General features: G+C 49.2%; 20 protein-coding genes. 11 read left to right on the top strand and 9 right to left on the bottom strand.

The genetic code is table 11. The features are described from left to right. Nucleotides 1-807, bottom strand: coding sequence for a hypothetical protein (locus GWK09_RS02055; RefSeq protein WP_163691347.1), 807 nt, complete (start codon nt 805-807; stop codon nt 1-3). 311 nt (nt 808-1118) lie between these two features. Between GWK09_RS02055 and GWK09_RS02050 the strand changes: the two genes are divergently transcribed. The 6 genes from GWK09_RS02050 to GWK09_RS02025 all read left to right on the top strand — a co-directional run bounded on the left by GWK09_RS02050 (nt 1119) and on the right by GWK09_RS02025 (nt 6551). Next, nucleotides 1119-1868, top strand: a complete 750-nt coding sequence (locus GWK09_RS02050; protein WP_163691346.1) for a carboxypeptidase-like regulatory domain-containing protein — start codon at nt 1119-1121, stop codon at nt 1866-1868. Beyond that, the gene (locus GWK09_RS02045; protein ID WP_163691345.1) at nt 1855-2655 is read left to right on the top strand and encodes a carboxypeptidase-like regulatory domain-containing protein; all 801 of its coding nucleotides are present in this window, start codon (nt 1855-1857) and stop codon (nt 2653-2655) included. The genes GWK09_RS02050 and GWK09_RS02045 overlap by 14 nt, the downstream gene beginning before the upstream one ends. A 49-nt stretch (nt 2656-2704) precedes the next feature. Beyond that, nucleotides 2705-3202 (top strand): DUF6702 family protein, encoded by a 498-nt coding sequence (locus tag GWK09_RS02040; protein ID WP_239530546.1) that lies wholly within the window; start codon nt 2705-2707, stop codon nt 3200-3202. A 71-nt stretch (nt 3203-3273) separates the two neighbouring features. Then, entirely contained in the window at nt 3274-5583 is a 2310-nt protein-coding gene (locus tag GWK09_RS02035; RefSeq protein WP_163691343.1) for a M1 family metallopeptidase, read from the top strand. A gap of 93 nt (nt 5584-5676) precedes the next feature. Next, the gene (locus tag GWK09_RS02030) at nt 5677-5958 is read left to right on the top strand and encodes a Sec-independent protein translocase subunit TatA/TatB (RefSeq protein ID WP_163691342.1); all 282 of its coding nucleotides are present in this window, start codon (nt 5677-5679) and stop codon (nt 5956-5958) included. 8 nt (nt 5959-5966) lie between these two features. Then, nucleotides 5967-6551: a phosphatase PAP2 family protein gene (locus tag GWK09_RS02025; protein WP_163691341.1), complete on the top strand. Its 585-nt coding sequence runs from the start codon at nt 5967-5969 to the stop codon at nt 6549-6551. Here GWK09_RS02025 and GWK09_RS02020 read toward each other — a convergent pair. After that, nucleotides 6496-7146 carry an O-methyltransferase gene (locus GWK09_RS02020; RefSeq protein ID WP_163691340.1) on the bottom strand — a complete coding sequence of 217 codons (651 nt, stop codon included), beginning with the start codon at nt 7144-7146 and terminating at the stop codon, nt 6496-6498. The two genes, GWK09_RS02025 and GWK09_RS02020, sit on opposite strands and share 56 nt — an antisense overlap. A gap of 66 nt (nt 7147-7212) precedes the next feature. Here GWK09_RS02020 and GWK09_RS02015 point away from each other — a divergent pair, with 66 nt between their 5' ends. Genes GWK09_RS02015 through GWK09_RS02005 form a run of 3 tightly spaced genes read left to right on the top strand, consistent with a single transcriptional unit; the run spans nt 7213 to nt 10190 of the window. Then, complete coding sequence (locus tag GWK09_RS02015; protein WP_163691339.1) at nt 7213-7689, top strand: GNAT family N-acetyltransferase; 477 nt, start codon at nt 7213-7215, stop codon at nt 7687-7689. 50 nt (nt 7690-7739) lie between these two features. Beyond that, nucleotides 7740-9008, top strand: coding sequence for a kynureninase (gene kynU / locus GWK09_RS02010; RefSeq protein WP_163691338.1), 1269 nt, complete (start codon nt 7740-7742; stop codon nt 9006-9008). 24 nt (nt 9009-9032) lie between these two features. Beyond that, nucleotides 9033-10190, top strand: coding sequence for an MFS transporter (locus GWK09_RS02005; RefSeq protein WP_163691337.1), 1158 nt, complete (start codon nt 9033-9035; stop codon nt 10188-10190). 2 nt (nt 10191-10192) lie between these two features. On the opposite strand, the gene GWK09_RS02000 is transcribed toward GWK09_RS02005, so the two are convergent. Continuing rightward, nucleotides 10193-10858, bottom strand: a complete 666-nt coding sequence (locus GWK09_RS02000) for a hypothetical protein (RefSeq protein ID WP_163691336.1) — start codon at nt 10856-10858, stop codon at nt 10193-10195. 292 nt (nt 10859-11150) lie between these two features. On the opposite strand from GWK09_RS02000, the gene GWK09_RS01995 reads away from it, so the two are divergent. Beyond that, nucleotides 11151-11699, top strand: coding sequence for a ClpP family protease (locus tag GWK09_RS01995; RefSeq protein WP_163691335.1), 549 nt, complete (start codon nt 11151-11153; stop codon nt 11697-11699). Nucleotides 11700-11827: 128 nt separating this feature from the next. On the opposite strand, the gene GWK09_RS01990 is transcribed toward GWK09_RS01995, so the two are convergent. From GWK09_RS01990 to GWK09_RS01975, 4 genes are read right to left on the bottom strand one after another with little or no spacing between them, the layout of a single operon-like run. Then, nucleotides 11828-13360, bottom strand: a complete 1533-nt coding sequence (locus tag GWK09_RS01990) for a cryptochrome/photolyase family protein (protein WP_163691334.1) — start codon at nt 13358-13360, stop codon at nt 11828-11830. Nucleotides 13361-13376: 16 nt separating this feature from the next. Then, nucleotides 13377-14693, bottom strand: coding sequence for a DASH family cryptochrome (locus tag GWK09_RS01985; RefSeq protein WP_163691333.1), 1317 nt, complete (start codon nt 14691-14693; stop codon nt 13377-13379). 2 nt (nt 14694-14695) lie between these two features. Continuing rightward, a complete protein-coding gene (locus GWK09_RS01980; protein ID WP_163691332.1) occupies nt 14696-14842 on the bottom strand; it encodes a DUF2256 domain-containing protein in 147 nt (48 codons plus the stop codon). Continuing rightward, nucleotides 14832-15476 (bottom strand): flavin reductase family protein, encoded by a 645-nt coding sequence (locus GWK09_RS01975; protein WP_163691331.1) that lies wholly within the window; start codon nt 15474-15476, stop codon nt 14832-14834. The genes GWK09_RS01980 and GWK09_RS01975 overlap by 11 nt, the downstream gene beginning before the upstream one ends. A gap of 130 nt (nt 15477-15606) precedes the next feature. On the opposite strand from GWK09_RS01975, the gene GWK09_RS01970 reads away from it, so the two are divergent. Beyond that, nucleotides 15607-16968 carry an FAD-dependent oxidoreductase gene (locus GWK09_RS01970; protein ID WP_163691330.1) on the top strand — a complete coding sequence of 454 codons (1362 nt, stop codon included), beginning with the start codon at nt 15607-15609 and terminating at the stop codon, nt 16966-16968. Here GWK09_RS01970 and GWK09_RS01965 read toward each other — a convergent pair. After that, nucleotides 16965-17384, bottom strand: coding sequence for a DUF4174 domain-containing protein (locus GWK09_RS01965; RefSeq protein ID WP_163691329.1), 420 nt, complete (start codon nt 17382-17384; stop codon nt 16965-16967). The two genes, GWK09_RS01970 and GWK09_RS01965, sit on opposite strands and share 4 nt — an antisense overlap. A 78-nt stretch (nt 17385-17462) precedes the next feature. Beyond that, nucleotides 17463-18242, bottom strand: a complete 780-nt coding sequence (locus GWK09_RS01960; protein ID WP_163691328.1) for a zinc ribbon domain-containing protein — start codon at nt 18240-18242, stop codon at nt 17463-17465. Nucleotides 18243-18244 lie beyond the last annotated feature (2 nt).

Genomic DNA, 18244 nt, shown 5'->3' with positions numbered 1-18244 from the left:
TTAGTAATCAAATACAGTAAAATACCATTGCCCATCCGGAACCAGAGCTCCGGCTACATCAGTTATCTGTACGATGAATGATGATAACCCCTGACTGAACACCGTGATCACATACCCATCGGAAACAGTCAATTGGATAGTGTAGTTTGTATCAGGCCTGGCGGCTGAGAGCGTAACCGTGTAAAGTCCGCCGGAACCTCCTATGGACGTAGCCCCGAACAATTTCAAGGCAGCTCCTGCATCTGCCTTTCCAAAAGCGATAGGTGAGGTTCTAGGTAGCCAGACCACGTTGCCACCATTATTGGTTACCAGTTGGGTGTTATTTGGCCCTGGCGCAATTTTGGTGTTTTGAATGGTGGCATTTTGAATATTGCCATTGGAAATGGTATTAAGGGCAATATCTTCTCTGGTGATGCTTCTATCATTTATCTGCAGACCGGTTATGGATTTGACCTCCAGGTTGAAATTATTATCTGTCCTGGTAATTGCAATGGTGGTATCCAAATGTACAATTGGATTGTTCGTGATGGTCAATCCCAGGGCCTCGCATAGATTGAGCCAATTCTCCCCGTCGTAATAGTGCAGGCACTGAATATCCGTATTATAGACCATAGCACCCTCAATGGGTATAATGGCATTCATCTGGGTTGTGGTGACCCTATTGATGACGAAGGCCCTGGTGGTGCTTTCCAATTCTAGGATGGAGGCCGGGTCGATATTTTGAGGATTATCCCCGATCTTGATCTGGGAATAAGCCCCTATCCATAAAAGGGTTATAATCCCGCAAAGGACATGTCTGAATTTCATTTTCATATGCGTTCTCTCAGAAAAAAGGCAAATACAAATGTAGAACTATCTCGGACTCGGGCTAAAGAATTACCCCGAAATACCGATTTTTGGGGTAAACCACCCTGGTTGTCCGACTTTGTGGAACTCCCCGGAAATTTTCGTAAATTTTAACTTGAGATCGTTCTTCCTTTGGAGGTAGATCCCCTTTTTAACATAAGTTTTAGGACGTTTAATTTTTTTTTGATCTCAACTTCTTATTTCTTTATCTCCGCAGAGGTAACGGCGTTGCTGGTTAATTCCAGCGCGGCATCTCTATCACCCTTAACACCATGAAAAAATATCTGATCCTATTACCCGCACTTCTCTTCCTGTCCTTCGGATTTTCACAGAACGAAGACCGCAGACCCCTGCGCGGACAAGTGTTATACCGCAATGTGCCCGTGCCCAATGAGAACGTGATCAACACCACGGCCGAACGGGCCACTATCACCAATGACAAAGGAGAATTCCTGATCAACGTCAGGGAAGGGGATGAATTGGTCTTTACGGCTGTGAACTACCAGATCGAGATCCTGAAGATCACGCCGGAGATTCTTCAGAAAAATCGCCTGGTGGTAGAGGTGAATGAAAAGGTCACGGAGCTTGATGAGGTAACCGTCAGTCCCGAGAACCAGAAGAAGTTCCTGCAGCTTCAGAATGAAGAATTCAAGGAATATGTCTACGAAACGGATGCGACCTCCGAGTTCAGAAACATCGCCATGGACCCCAGTGGGGTGCAAATGAGGGACGGACTCAACTTCCGGAATATCTTCAAGGCCCTTTTTCTCTCCGGAAATAAGGATGAGACCGCAGAGCGTGCCCCCCTGAAGGTGAGCGAGGTCCTGAGGCAGGTGTATGACGACGATTTCTTCGTGCGCGACCTTCAACTTACACAGGACCAGATCGATGCCTTCCTGGTCTATTGCGACAACAATCTCCCCGCCCAGTCCCTTTTGAGAAAGGACAATGAATTTCAACTGATCGACTTTTTGGTGAACCAGAGCAAGGAATTCAGAAAAGGCCTCAATGTGGAAGACTAGCTGGCTCTGTATTTCGGTTTTTCTGATCTGTCAGGCCATGTGCGGACAGTCCCTCTTCAACACCCAGCTCAGAGGTCAGATCCGGTTCGAAAACAAGGGGGTTCCGGATGTACATATCATGAATACCTCTGCCGGGCGGGCGACCATCTCCGATGAGGAGGGTTTTTTTTCCGTAGAGGCCTCTCCGGGGGATACCCTGCTTTTTTCGGCTGTGCAGTATCAGCGCAAAAGCCTGGTGATCTCTGCTTCTGTCCTGGAAAGCAGGTTCGTCTATGTGAACCTGGAAGAGTTCGTCAATGAACTCGATGAGGTGGTGGTGCGTCCGTATAACCTTTCAGGGGACCTGATCAGGGATATGCAGAACATGAAAACAGATCCGGTGGTGACCGCCTCTACCCTTGGGCTTCCAAATGCCAATGTGAAACCAATGATGCAGAGTGAACGCCTGCTGAAAGAAGCATCAATCGGCCCTTTTCAACTGGGTATGATCACCGCCATACCGTTCAACCCGCTGATCAATATGATCACCGGGAGAACCAAAATGCTTAAAAAAAGGGTGGCCCGGGACAGAAAATACCTCCTGACCCAGGAAGTACGAAAATATTATCCGGACAGCATCTTTGTCAGTCGGATGGGTATTCCGGCCGACAGGATCGATGATTTTATGTATTATTGCGAGGTCGATTCAACCTTCGATTCCATCGTCTCCTCGGAGGATCATATCGCTATTCTTAACCTGCTACTGATTAAGAGCAAGGCTTACAAGGAAAATAATCAACTCGATTAGACATCCCTGGCACGGGAATTGACGCCTCTAGGAAAAAAATAGAATGGGTATGCACAAAATGATCATCTTGTTCCTTTCAACCCTCCTTAGTGGGTTGAGCGCTCATAAGTTCTATGTGAGTGTGACCCAGGTGGAATACTATGCCCCGGATCAGGCCATCCAGATCACGAGTCGTGTCTTTATAGACGACCTGGAGAAAGCCCTCCTGGAGCGATATGATGCAGAACTCTCTTTGGGGACCCCAAAAGAAAGGCCCGATGCCAATGGCTATATCGACAGATACCTCAGAGCCAAGTTCTCCGTAAGAATAAACGGAACACCTGTTGAGTATAAGTTTCTGGGCAAAAAGGTAGATAACGATATCCTGGTACTTTTTGTGGAGGTTCCCGAGAGGCCCCTTGAGGGCCTCAGATCCGTCGAAATACAGAACGAGGTTCTGATGGATGTGTACGAAGAACAGAAGAACATTGTCCACTTCAGATTCGGGGAGATAAAAAAGAGTTTTGTACTTCTCAGGGAAAGCAATTCCGGAATGTTAAACTTTTAAAAAGTACACCTGCTTTCTCTTCGGAAAATCCTATTTTCCGCGCCGGAAAATTCAAATTATATCAAAATTTTATGGATCGATTCAAAAGTATCAGCACCTCATTGCTCCTTCTCTTTGCCGTGGTTTCCTTTGCCCAGGAAAAGACCACACAGGAAAGGGAACCCGGGCATACCAATCAGAACAAGTTCAGGCAGATGTACCAGGAGTTCGCCACACCCAATATGTATCGTTCGGCCTCAGGCACACCAGGCCCCAGTTATTACCAGCAGCAGGCCGATTACAAGATGGATATCGTACTCGATGACAAGAACGCCAGACTCTATGGGGAAGAAACCATCACCTATCACAACAATGCCCCGGATGCCCTGGAATTTTTGTGGTTGCAACTAGACCAGAATGTGAGGGCCAGGGATTCCAAGTCGCCTCTGAGAAACGGGAATGGGGTCAACATAGCCTACACTACGGGAACCTTTGCGCAGACTTACATGACCGAGGGTTTTGACGGTGGGTTCAGGATAGAATATGTGAAGGATGCCAGCGGGAAGCCACTGCCTTATACCATCAATCAGACCATGATGCGTGTAGACCTGCCCGAACCGCTAAAGACAGGAGACAAGGTTTCCTTTGCGGTAAAATGGTGGTATAATATCCCTGACCATACCGTAGACCGCGCCAGGTCTGGTTATGAATATTTCGAGAAGGATGGAAACAGGGCATATGTGATCGCCCAGTTCTTTCCTCGCATGGCCGTGTACAGCGACGTGGAAGGATGGCAGAACCACCAATTCTGGGGGAGCGGGGAATTTGCCCTGCCCTTTGGCAACTACGATGTAAATATTACCGTGCCAGCCGATCATATCCTGGATGCGACCGGAAGGCTGTTGAACCGCAAGGACGTCTTCAGCAAGGAAATGATGAATCGTTATGAGGAGGCCCAGAGATCCTATGATAAGCCTGTGCTTATCGTCACCCAGGAAGATGCTGAAAAGGCTGAAAAAGGATTTTCCGAGAAGCAGAAGACCTGGAAATTCAGGGCGGAGAACGTAAGGGATTACGCCTTTGCTACCTCCAGGAAATTTATCTGGGACATGCAGGCCGTAAGGATAGGAAACAGGGATGTAATGGCGGTCTCCCTCTATCCCAAAGAAGGCAACCCGCTATGGGAAGAGCTTTCCACCAAGGCCGTGGCCAGCACGCTCAAATCCTATTCGGCTCACACCTTTGATTACCCATACCACAAAGCCATCTCGGTCCATGCCAAGAACCAGGGAATGGAATACCCCATGATCTGCTGGAACTACGGTAGGCCCAACGAGGACGGATCTTATTCTGATCGCACGAAATACGGCATGATCAGCGTGATCATCCATGAGGTAGGCCATAACTTCTTCCCCATGATCGTCAATTCGGACGAACGCCAATGGGGATGGATGGATGAAGGGCTGGATACCTTTATGCAATACCTGGCGGAGCAGGAGTTCGGTGAGGCCTATCCCGAAGCGATCGCCCCCAATGACAAATACCCGTCCAGAAGGGGGGAACCTTCCAAGATCGTCCCTTACATGAGCGGGGATCAAAGTACGATTGCACCTATCATGTCGAATCCTGAAAACGTCTTTCAATTGGGTCCCAACGCCTACGCCAAGCCTGCAACGGCTCTGAACATCCTGAGGGAAACAGTGATGGGCAGGGAACTCTTTGACCATGCCTTCAAGACCTATGCCCAGCGGTGGATGTTCAAGCATCCCACCCCGGAGGACTTCTTCCGCACTATGGAAGATGCATCCGCAGTGGACCTCGACTGGTTCTGGAGAAGCTGGTTCTATACAACCGACTACGTGGATATAGGTGTAAAAGAAGTGAAAAAATACATGGTCAGTGACAAACCCGGCAAAGAAATGAGGGAGTATATGGCCGCACGTAACATGACAGAATCAGACCTGCCTCCGCTGGTCTATCTGGTTGAAGAGGAGAGCGAGGATGCGGATCAGGACCTGAAAGGGAGATCCCCCAGTGAGGTCTCCGTTCCTCTGAAGGAATTCATGATGGACAATCTCACAGCCGAGGAAAGGGCCAGGATCAAAGAACCGCGGTATTTTTACGAAGTTACCTTCGACAAACCCGGGGGAATCCCCATGCCATTGATCGTGGAATACACCTATGCCGATGGTAGTACCGAACAGGTCACCTATCCGCCAGAGATCTGGAGGAGGAACGATGCGGAGGTCAAGAGGGTGATCTCCTCCCAATCCGAACTCGTTGCGGTTACCGTCGATCCTCGAGCGGAAACAGCCGATATAGACGTGACCAACAACAGCTGGCCCAAGAAGGAATCCCCATCCGAATTCAACCAGTTCAAAGAAGGGATCAAGGGCGATTAATCGCACTACAGGAATGCTTTACAGGTCCCGACATTTTTTGCCGGGACCTTTTTATTTAACACAATGGGTTCCAAACTTGATTATATTTGTAGTATGCATTCACTAGTATTCTTATTTATCAGCGGAGCCGAAATTTTCTTCATCATGTTCATCGTGGTGATGGTTTTCGGTGCCGATAAGATCCCCGGAATCGCCAAAAGTCTGGGCAAGGGTATGCGACAATTAAAGGATGCCACAGAAGATATCAAGCAGGAGATCCAGAGAAGTGCGGAGAAACAGGGTATCGATACGAGTATTACGGAAGATATCAAAAAGGAGATGAACCAGGTCAAAAAGAATATTGAGGAAGTCTCCGGAACCATCAAAAGAAAGTAAGGCAGCGGATGTGGGACAGGCTTATAGATTGGGACCGCAACACCTTTATCTTTCTGAACAGCCTGGGAATCGAGGAATATGACGGCTTCTGGTCCTATGTGACCCACACTTCCTCCTGGCTGCCCCTCTTTGCCCTCTTTTTTGTCCTGTTCCTGGTCGCTTTTTCCCGAAAAGAGGCATTTGCCAGGATCCTCACCACCCTTTTGTTATTCGGTTGTGTCATGGCCCTGATGTACCTTACCAAGGAATTTGTGGCCCGACTCAGGCCTAACAATTCAGAAGAGTTGAGGGGAATTATCCGGGTTTTATTCAGGCCGGAAGACTATAGTTTCTTTTCGGGGCATGCGGCCAATTCCTTTGCCATCACCACCCTGGTGGTTCTGTTCCTCCGAAAAAAGCTCCCCTGGGTATGGGTATTTTATATCTGGCCCCTTCTGTTTTCACTAAGCAGGATCTATGTGGGCGTGCATTACCCACTCGACCTGATCGCGGGGTCTTTTGTGGGCATCGTGATGGCCCTTCTCTTCTATCGCGGTTTTACCGGTCTGATCGCACCCTACTTAGGGTCAGGCCATCCCGGATCGGCAACATGACCGTCTCCACCCTGGGATCCCGCTTAAGCATGTCATTGTAATCCAATAGGGCCCTGGTGGCCTTGTCTGTGGGGTCAAGAGGTTCAATCACCTTCCCGGACCACAAAACGTTATCAGACAGAATGATCCCTCCTTGTTTTGTCCTGGGTAAAACGGCCTCAAAATACCGGGAATATTCCTTTTTTTCTGCATCGATAAAGATCAGATCGAATTGGAGGTCCAACCCCGGAATGATATCGAGGGCATCTCCCACGTATTGTTTAATTTGCTTTCCATAGCCCGAAAGGTCAAAATACTTTCGCTGTATCCCCTGCAGTTCCTCATTGATGTCAATAGTATGCAATTCCCCTCCTGGACGAAGGCCCTCGGCAAGGCAAAGGGCGGAATATCCCGTATAGGTGCCGATCTCGAGGATGCGGAAAGGTGAAATGAGCTTGGAGAGCATACTGAGAACCCTGCCCTGATAATGGCCGGTGATCATCCTGGGCTGCAAAACCTTCAGGTGGGTTTCCCTGCTCAGGGCTTGCAGGTACTCGGGTTCATTTTCAGAGTGTTCGGTGATATACCCTTGCAGGCTTTCCGAAAGAAAATGCATGCGGATCTTTTTGTAAAAATAGGCTTTTTGCTCTACTTTCATCGAGGCAATCAAAACCCGCTTAGGATGAAGATCACCATCAGGGAAGCCGTTCGGGAAGACCTGCCCGTGCTTCTTCAGTTCGAACAGAGACTCATTGAGGCAGAAAGGCCCATGGACCCTACTATTCGCCAGGGAGAATTGCATTATTACGACATAGGAGCCTTTATAGAGGATAAGGAGGTAAGGGTCCTGGTCGCTGAGGTGGACGGTCAGATTGTGAGTTCCGGATACGGAATAGCCAAATCCGCCAGGCCTTATCTCGATCACCATCAATACGCCCACCTGGGCTTTATGTACACCCTGCCCGAATTCAGGGGCAGGGGTATCAACGGCATGATCATAGAGGCCCTGAAGGAATGGGCAGGTCTGAAAGGACTGAGGGAGGTTCGCCTGACGGTTTATCAGGAGAATGGACCCGCCATTGCCTCCTATGAGAAGTCGGGTTTTGAAAAGCACTTGCTTGAAATGCGCCTCCGTCTTCCCACAGGGGAAAAGGAGTAGGTGTATAGCGGGTTAGACGGGCTTGTTGTATTTTTGCGCAAAAGATGACTATGACCTTCGAAAATACAGCAGAGTTCGCCAGACAACTCGATGCCTCGGATCCCCTGGCCTCATACCGGGATCAATTTCATTTCCCTGCACTTGAAGGACAACAGGTCATCTATTTTACAGGAAATTCCCTCGGATTACAGCCTAAAAGGACGGCTGCTTTTGTGGAAGAGATCATGAAGGACTGGAGGGAACTGGCGGTGGAGGGACATTTCTATGCCGATAAACCCTGGTGGGACTATCACGAACGACTGGCAGGTCCGCTCTCCAGGGTAGTGGGGGCAAAACCTTCGGAGATCACGGTTATGAATACCCTCACTGTTAATCTTCACCTCTTGATGGTCTCCTTCTACCGGCCTTCTGCCAAGCGCTACAAGATCCTCTGTGAGGAAAAAGCCTTTCCATCAGATCAGTATATGTTCCAGAGCCAGATCAGGTATCACGGCCTGGAGGTATCAGATACGCTGGTGGAGGTCCGGAAGAGAGAAGGCGAACACCACTGGCGTACCGAGGACGTCCTGGCCAAAATCGATGAAGTAGGGGATGAGCTCGCCCTGGTCCTCCTGGGCGGGGTGAACTATTACAACGGACAGGTCTTCGACATGGAAGCGATCACCCGGGCCGGTAAGGCTGCGGGGGCATATGTGGGATGGGACCTCGCCCATGCGGTGGGGAATGTAGAACTCGCATTGCACGAGTGGGATGTCGATTTTGCTGCCTGGTGCAGCTATAAATACATGAACAGCGGACCCGGGAATGCTTCCGGGGTCTACATCCATGAGCGTTACCACGGGAGGACGGATATCCCCAGATTCGAAGGCTGGTGGGGCACAAAAAAAGAGACGCGTTTCCTGATGCAGCCTGCATTCGACCCCATGGAAAACGCCGATGCTTGGCAAATAAGCAATGCCCCTGTCCTCGCCCTTGCTCCCTACCTCGCTTCCCTTGAAATGTTCGAGGAAGTAGGGATGCCTGCCCTGATTGCAAAAAGAAACCTGATCGTTTCTTACCTGGAGTTCATCCTGCGCGAGATCGGTAAGGAAGTAGGCAGCGTCTTCGAGATCATTACCCCGGAAGCCAGAGGAACCCAACTTTCGGTTTTCCTCCACGGTGAAGGGCGATCCCTTTTTGATTACCTTATGCAGCAAGGGGTGATCACGGACTGGAGAGAACCCAATGTCATCCGCCTGGCCCCGGCCCCTTTTTATTGCTCTTTTGAGGATATGTACCGCTTTGGGCAGATCCTTAAAAAAGGTATTCAGAAAACATAACTTCGATCCATCTTTCACAAGCCTATGAAGTCACTCCGACTGATCCTTTCCAATCCACGGTATTTTGGTCCGGCCTGGGCCTTTGCCAGTTTGAACATACTTTTCGGGACCTGGGCCATTTATATCCCCATGGTGAAGGAAGATCTGGGGATCGACAAGGCTACCCTCGGGATCGCCCTGTTCTTTTTGTCCTTTGGTGTCTTTACCGTTTTTCCCGTCGCCTCGAGGATCGTCAATTACCTCGGGGTAGGCCGGGCCACCTGGTATGGAATCCTGGGTCTTTGCCTTACGGCCCTTTTCCCGCTGATGGCCAATAGTTTCCTTACCCTTGCCCTGGCCCTTTTCTTCTTTGGTTCCGCGAACGGCCTGCTGGATATCGCCATGAATACCCTGGTTACAGAGATCGAAAAGGAGGATAAACAGAATTTTATGTCGGCCTCCCACGGCTTTTTCAGCCTGGGTGGAGTTTTGGCCGGACTGGGGAGCTTCCTAATCCTCGTTTTTGAGAACAGGATGTTACATATGATTGCGGCGGTGATCCTTGTTCTTTCGGTCAACCTTATTTTTTCAAAGCGATATCTGCATATCAAGGCGGCACCGGTAGAGAAGGAACCCTTCAGTTTTAGAAATTTCAAACCCCTGTTGTTACTGGGGGTTGTCTCTTTTGTGGTCATGGCCAGCGAGGGCGCTATCGTAGACTGGAGTGGTCTGTTCCTGAAGGAAGTGTCCCTTGCCCCTGAGGCCCTTTGGGGAGCCGGGTTCCTGGGATTTCAGATCACCATGACCCTGGGCCGATTTCTGGGAGATGCCATCAGTGCCAGAATTGGGTCCGTAAGGATCGTGGCTCTTGGATCTTCTATTGCTATTGCCGGGTATCTTTGCGTTCTCGCAGGCCATACCTACATGGCCATCCTGGGATTTGCCCTGACCGGACTCGGATTTTCAGTGATCATCCCAGAACTTTTCCGGATTGGTGGGAATGTGAAAGGAGTGGAATCATCCCAGGGGGTAGCCTTTATCGCCGGTTCCGGATATTCTGGCTTTTTGCTGGGCCCTGTCATCCTCGGCTTCCTCGCTGAGCAGTACTCCCTCAATACGAGTTTTTCGGTCCTGCTCACAGGGGTAGTGGTCGTGCTCTTTACTTCCTTGTTGATGAGGAAAAACAGGATCAGGAAAAACTGAACCTACCGGATCACCTGCACGTTCGTGAAATAAAGAGAAAAATTCCCCTCCTTATTCTTGTGCATGGTAGAGATATTGAGTCCGTTCAACTCTTCATAACCCTCCCATGTGGTCACACTGGAAGGTTCCGGACTGTTGCCCTTCCGGAATACCCATTCGCGGACCAGGAAGTCCTCTCCTAAATAAAAATCATAGGCATCACCCGGGGTATACCCGCCATCGTTCCCGTAGACCACGGTCAGTTTGGTCAGGGAATCGCTGCTGATGGGGGCCGGAACTTTTTCCTCAACGGAGTAGGTAAGATTGTTTTTATCCCATGTGATGTTGATGGGGGCCAGCAGCCAGTATTTGTCATTGATAAAAGCGGCATCTGCCCTCTCCGAAAGGCTGTCTACAGCCCTGCGGTTATACAGTATGGTGTCTCCCCTTGATATGCCCCTGACCTCCTGGGATTTGGTATCCCATACCCATTCCCTTTCAAAATGTACAGTGTCCCGGTCCACGTTAAAGGTGAAACGGATCTCCTTAACCTTATTCCAGTTCTCCATCCCATGTGCCTTTGCGACCTGTTCCAGAATGTTCATTTCTTCTTTTGGAGGGGCCTTTTTTTCTGTTTTACAGGCAAACAGCAGACAAAGCAAGGCCGAGAGAGTCAGGAATTTTTTCATGTGATTTTTTCAATTTTTTCCAAAGATAACAGGTTTGGATAAGTTACCTATCAAACATTTTCCGCTTCCCCAAAATATTCTTTGTAAGTTCAAGTGGATATCGCAAAGTGTTCAAGTCAGATGACCGAGGATTGAGGAACATTCTTTTTCTTACAGAAACTAGTGGAGCCGGTTTTCAGGTTTTTTATAATCTACTGAAATAGAGGGTCTTGATTATGTGCAATTTTGGCGCGGGCCGACTTGTCAAAATGGGCGGTAAATGCGTACCTTTGAGGGCAAATAAAAAGTCATTATGAGTGCAAAGAAAGGTAAGGTACAGGAGGCCATAGACGAGAAGTTACTTCAGGAGAGAAAAGTATTCCTGTGGGGGATGGTCGACGATGATTCGGCTAAACACGTTATCGACCGACTCATGTACCTCGACATGCAGAACAACAAAGAGATCCAGCTCTATATCAACAGCCCGGGGGGCTATGTCACTTCCGGCTTTGCCATATACGATACCATCAAATCCCTGAAAAGCCCGGTTTCCACCATTTGCACGGGACTGGCCGCTTCCATGGGTTCCATCCTCTTGTCCGTAGGGAAAAAGGGGAGGAGGTTTATCCAGCCCCACGCCCGGGTCATGATCCACCAGCCCAGCGGGGGAGCCCGAGGACAGGCTTCCAACATAGAGATCCAGGCCAAGGAGATCATTAAGACCAAAGAACTGGGAGCGAAGATCCTCGCGGAAAATTGCGGGCAATCCTTTGATAAGATTATGAAGGACTTTAACCGCGATTACTGGATGGGTGCCGAAGAATCCGTGGAATACGGCATCGTGGACGGGATCCTGGAATAAGGTAATTCCCATAAAAAGACAAAGTCCGGTGAGATGATCACCGGACTTTTTATATATAGACGCCAGAGGCGGAAGGTACTTGATATACGGTTCAGGAATGCCTTATGGATGACGGAGGCGAAACCGTATCAGAAGTCTTCCGGATGTTGGATTATCTTTCGTGCCCTCTCACGGATCTGCTCCATTTCCCCTTTGTCCTTCTTCGACAGTAAATTCAACATCATTCCCATCCGAGGATTGTCCTTGAACACTTCTTTTTTGGCATCCAGGAAATTCCAGTATAAAGCGTTAAAAGGACAGGCGTCTTCTGAGGTTTTCGCATTGTGGTCATAGGAACAGCCAGAACAATAATCCCCCATCTTCTGGATGTAGTTGGCACTGCTCACATAGGGTTTGGTGGCGACGATCCCTCCGTCTGCAAACTGACTCATCCCTCGGGTATTGGTGATCTCCACCCATTCTACGGCGTCGATGTAAATGCCCAGGTACCAGGCGTCTACTTCGTCAGGATCGGTCTGGGTCAGCAAGGCGTAATTCCCCGTGATCATCAGTCGCTGTATATGATGGGCATAGGCCTCATCCAGGCTTTGACCAATCGCGTGTTTAAGGCAGTTCATCCGGGTCTTTCCCGTCCAGAAGAAATCTGGCAGCGGATGGTGGTTCCCCAGGGCATTTTTTTCCTTGTACCCAGGCATTTCCTTCCAGTAGATACCCCTCATGTACTCCCTCCAGCCCAGGATTTGGCGCACGAAACCTTCGACCTGACTGATATCGATCTCCTCCTGCTGTTCGCGATAACTGCTCAGCACGGCATCGATGACCTCCCTGGGGGAGATCATCTTGGAATTCATGGAGAAGGAAAGCCTGGAATGGAAGAGGAACTTTTGTTCTGTATGGAGGGCATCCTGATAGTCACCGAAATGCTGAAGCAGATTTTTGCTGAAATGATCCAGGAGAAGAAGGCTCTCCTCCCTGGAGGTCGGCCAGTTAAATCCTTGCGCATCGATATTACCAATGGTTGAGACCCCTGCCTGGCGGATCTCCTCCAAAAGTTCGCGCACGTCCTTTCTCAGGTCGGGTATTCCGGGGATCTCAGGGTCCCCTTTCCATTTCTTCCGGTTGCTCTTATCGTAATTCCACTGCCCCCCTTCGGGTTCACCCTGGTCCATAAGGATACCGTATTTTTTCCGCATCATACGGTAGAAGGATTCCATGACCATTTGTTTCTTTCCCTCAAAAAAGTCCTTGAGCGTATTCCGGTCTGTAAGGAAGTGTTCGGTATCCCGATGACCTACCTCTATTTCCAGGGATGAGGTGATCTCACGCAGTTGCAGGTCGAGGCGGTATTCGTCAGGAAGAAGGTACTCGAACTTCTCTGCCTCCTGTTTTTCTATCTGACCCTGGATAAGTTCCTTGAGGTTCTGTGGATTGTCCTGCTCGCCAATCCGGAAATAGACTACCTGGTGCCCCTGGTTTTTTAATGATTCGGCAAAGGACCGCATAGAGAGGAAAAACGCGACCACCTTTTGGATATGGTGGCGCACATAATCGGTTTCCTGTCGCATCTCTGCCATGAGATAGATACAATCGGGATTTACTTCCTGGAACCAGGGGTGCTGGAGGTTCAACTGGTCGCCCAGGATGAGTCGGAGTGTTCTCATTGGCTTTGTATAGCGTTTAAAAGAGGCTGGTCTGCAACCATCTGTTCTGAAAAGTTCCGTGGGGGTCGTACTGGCTGGCCTGACGTTGGATATTGAATTTCCGGTCCCGCGGGTCATTGCCCACTCCGCTGTTGTACATCCAGTTTCCCCAGTTGCTGTGGACATCGTAATCGAGCAACATGGCTTCAAAATACGAAGCCCCTATCCTCCAGTCCTGTTGCAGTTCCTTGGCCCAGTAGGAGGCCACATTCTGCCTTCCCCTGTTGCTCATCCATCCGGTCTGTGCCAGTTCTATCATATTCGCATTCACAAAGGGTTCGGCCGTGTAACCATGTATCCATTCCTTCCTTGCTGCTTCGGAATTAACCCAGGTGTAGTCCTTGTTTAATATCCCTCCCAGATGAAAGATGCGGTCTCCGTATTTCAGGGAGATATATTTAAAGTAATCCCTCCAGATGAGTTCAAAGATGAGCCAGTAGGTGTCCTGGTTTTTTCTGATCTCCTTTTCAAATCTTTTGACTTCCCAGTATACCGTTTTTGCTGACAGGCTGCCATTCGCAAGCCAGGGGGAAAGTTTAGAACTGTAGTCCTTCCCAACCAGGCCGTTTCTCGTTTTTTTGTAGAAGGCCAGTTTTCGGGTCTCCCAGAAGTATTCCTGTATGCGCATCACAGCGGCATTTTCTCCTCCCCGAAAGGGAAATGCAGATTGGGGGTGCGTGTCAAACGGTTCAAAACCCAGGTCCTCTAGAGAGGGCAGGGGATTGGTATCTGGAATTAGGTTTGTCTTGGGTTTGGGGTCGGGAGTGGCGAGCACCTGGCGTACGCGGGTCGATTTCTCACAGGCTTTCCTGAATTGGGTGAAAACTTCCGGTATTTCCGCGAATTCCCGGTAGGGGACATCTTCCGGATGGAAGAGGAACTGGTCGTAACTCTCTTCGAATTCGATTCCCTTCAGGGTGTTTTCCCTGACCCCGTTCAATTCATTCAGTTCATCACGGGTCCATTCCTTCTGCAGATATACCTTTTGGATGCCGTATTTTTGAACGATCTCTGGGATGACCTCTTCGGCTTTCTTCACGTACACCAGCAGACTGATATTTAGGGAAGCCAGGTTCTTATTCAGGTCTCCCAGGCTTTCCAGCAGGAATCTTGCCCTGAATTTCTCCATTCGCTTAAACCCGTATTCCCCCGGTTCAAAAAGTCCGGGGTCTATACAGTACACCGCCACTACCCCTGCCTCCCTGCAGGCCTTTGTCAGGGAGAGGTTGTCTGCGGTCCTAAGGTCATTCCTGAACCAGATCAGGGCTTTCTTCTCGATGTCATTCTCTCTCATGCTCAGGTTTTATTTTTTGATTCTCTCCGGCATCGTTCACTGCAATATCTCACCTCCTCCCAGTTCTTCTCCCATTTTTTCCTCCAGCTGAAGGGTCGGCCGCATTGCCGGCACAGTTTCTCCGGCAAAAAGGGTTTTTTATGTGCCATGGGCCAGCGGCTTTGTCGGGTGCCCGGGCCTGGCGTAGTCAAGCCTGCCGAGGAACTCCGGCAGTGCATACCCATCCAGACCGGTGGAGGCGACTGCATCTATCTTATCCAGCCTTACGAACCCATCCGGGTCCTGTATGCCTTCAGGAAGATATATGTGTTCTATAGTCCCTATGATCAGCAGGCATCCATTCTCCTCCAGCGTATAGTGATTTTTATAGCGGCACCCTATTTTTAAATTACTTTCAGCCACATAGGGAGCTTCAAATGGGGCCATGTACTCCTCTGTAAAGCCCACAGCCCTAAACTCAGATTCATTCTGTCCGTATTTTGCTGAGGTCTGATGCGCCTGTTCCACCATCTTGGAGCTAACCTGGTTTACGGTAAACTGTCCGGTTTGTATGAGATTGTCAAAGGTATCCCTCCGTACTGTTAGAGGCCTGAGTAAAAAACCCAGCATGGCCGGAGAACTGCCGATGTGCAGTACGGAGTTGAAGATCGCAACATTGGCATTTCCCCCGGAAGACCGTGTACCAATGAGATTGCACGACTTATACCCGGACATGCTGTTGATCATATGGGCCCGGTAACGGGAGGGCAATTCTTCTATCCGTTGGGAGTCTAAATGCAACATACTTGACATTGTTAAACGAAATTAATTAAAAGTTAAACAAAACTTCGTTAAGGGTATAATAAAATCTCGGGGAGCCCAATACGTATTATTTCTTACTTTTACTTTTCAAAAGCATTCCCGAGGGAGAAAGATGACTCAAACCCCCAAGAACATTGCGATAGTTGGATCAGGTCTCGTAGGATCTCTTCTGGCTATCTACCTCCGTCGAAGGGGGCATAGCATTACGGTCTTCGATCGGCGCCCGGATATACGCACTGTTGAATTTTCCGGAAGGTCCATCAACCTGGCGATGAGCGACAGGGGCTGGAAGGCCCTGCGGGAGGTCGAGTTGGAAGAGGAGATCAAAAAGCTGGCGATCCCACTAGACAAGCGGGCGATGCATGTGCTGGGAAAACCCCTCTACTACCAGAAATACGGGAAGGAAGGAGAGGCCATCTGGTCCATCTCCCGGGGGGTACTGAACCGGAAAATGATAGACCTGGCTGAAGAGGCAGGGGCCCTTTTCAGATTTGAGGAAAAGGTCTGGGATGTAGACCTTCCTACGGCGACCCTTTACACGGGAGAATCGGAGAAAAGTGAGTGGAAGGCATATGAGTATGATCACATCTTCGGATGTGATGGTGCCTTTTCCAGGGTCAGGCACAAGATGCAGCGCAGGAGTCGATTCGATTACTCCCAGGATTTTCTCGACGTCGGTTACAAGGAACTCACCATACCCCCAAATGAGGACGGCACCCATAAACTCGACAAGCATTCTTTCCACATCTGGCCCAGGGGAAGGTTCATGTTCATCGCCATGCCCAACCTGGACGGAAGTTTTACCTGCACGCTTTTTCTTCCTTTCGAAGGTGAAGTTTCCTTTGAGAATATCAGGACGAAAGCAGAGGCTACCGCATTCTTTACTACCTATTTTCCCAACGTGATGCAGGATATCGAAAACCTGACATTCGACTTCTTTAAGAATCCTACCAGTGCCATGGTAACCATGAAATGTTATCCCTGGACCTATTGGGATAAGGTCGCCCTTGTGGGGGATTCGGCCCACGCTATTGTACCTTTTTACGGGCAGGGGATGAATGCAGGCTTTGAGGATATCCATTCGTTCAATGACATCATGGAGCAATACGGGGACGACTGGGAGACCATTTTCCAGACCTTCCAGAAGGAACGCAAACCCAATGCGGATGCTATCGCAGAACTCAGTTACCGGAATTTCGTCGAGATGAGCAGCAAAACGGCAGATCCCGCCTTCCTGCTCCAGAAGAAGATTGAAAAATGGTTCGCGGATAAACACCCTGAACTCTGGGAGCCTACTTACTCCAGGGTCACTTTCTCAGAAAGGTCCTATGCAGAGGCACTGGCTATAGGAGATTTCCAGGAAGGGATCATGAAGGAGGTTATGGCCCTGGAAGGCATAGAAAAGGAATGGAACAGCAAGAAGGTGGAGCATCTCATGCTGCAACTCCTGAAAGAGAAAAAAGAAGCGGTCTAAGGATCGTATGGCCCCTTTATTTCCGCTCTTCTCATCGGCATGCTGTCTATGATCTCAAAGATCTTACCCGGATTTACGGGAAATTCGCCTTCCCATTTCACGCCACCGTCCAAGCCGATGAGCAGCACCCCCTGAAATCCTTTATTTTCCGGGGAATCGGCATTATTTTTTAAGATCTTGAAATCCTTATCCATCAGGATACCATCCCGGCATACCAGTATCACCAGCTTTCGTTCCTCCAATTCCTTTGGAAAGGCTTTGAAAGCTCTGACCTGTTTCTCACTTTGCACCAGATCCTTATCTTTTTCACAAAGAAGCAGGATGCGGTTCTTCCACCGGTAGTCCTTAAGCTCCTGGGAAGCTGCATCCGTGGTCATAAGTACAGATAGGAAGGTGAGGAGGAGATACGATCGCATTGCTGGTCTAGGGTCATAAATTAAAGGTATAAAAAAAGCCATCTTTCTGGGATGGCTTAACGTTTCAGTTGTAATATTCTAGATCTTGTCGAACATCTTGTGCATTTTTTCCTGCTCCTCCTCGGCCAGCACCGGATCCACAAGGATCCTTCCGCTGTGCTCGTCGGTGATGATCTTTTTTCTGGAAGCGATCTCTACCTGCACCTGTGGGGGTATGGTAAAGAAAGAACCTCCGGAAGCGCCTCTTTCGATAGGGACTACAGCAAGTCCGTTCTTAACATTGGAACGAATCCGTTTGTAGGCCTGTACCAGTCGCTCTTCGATTTGCTGTTCAAAAATGTCAGATTGTTCCAACAGGGCTTTTTCTTCTTTTTCAGTCTCGGCCAGGATCGCGTCTAATTCACTTTTCTTGTGTTTAAGGTGGGCTTCCCTCTCAGAGAGCTTTTCTTTGGTTTCTGCGATCACCTCTTTTTTCTGTTCTATCTGAGCCTTGAATTCCTTGATGTTCTTTTCGGCCAGTTGTATCTCCAGTTCCTGGTATTCCACCTCTTTGGCCAGGGAGTTGAATTCCCGGCTGTTCCTCACATTTTTCTGTTGCTCGGCGTATTTTTTGATCAGAACCTTCGACTCATCGATAAGGTTCTTCTTTGCAGTGATCTCGTAATTAATGGTTTCCAGGTCGGTCTTGAGTTTGTCCAGTCTGGTCTTTAATCCCAGTACCTCATCTTCGAGGTCTTCCACTTCAAGGGGGAGTTCTCCTCTTACATTGCGGATCTCATCCACTCGGGAATCGATCAGTTGGAGATCGTAAAGGGCCCTTAATTTCTCTTCAACCGTAGCTTCTTTTTTTGCTGCCATAT

Origin of the sequence: Muriicola jejuensis (assembly GCF_010671595.1) — a bacterium.
Lineage (GTDB): Bacteria > Bacteroidota > Bacteroidia > Flavobacteriales > Flavobacteriaceae > Muriicola > Muriicola jejuensis.
The sequence above is the reverse complement of the archived record's forward strand: the minus strand, read 5'-3'. Positions and strand labels throughout refer to the sequence as shown.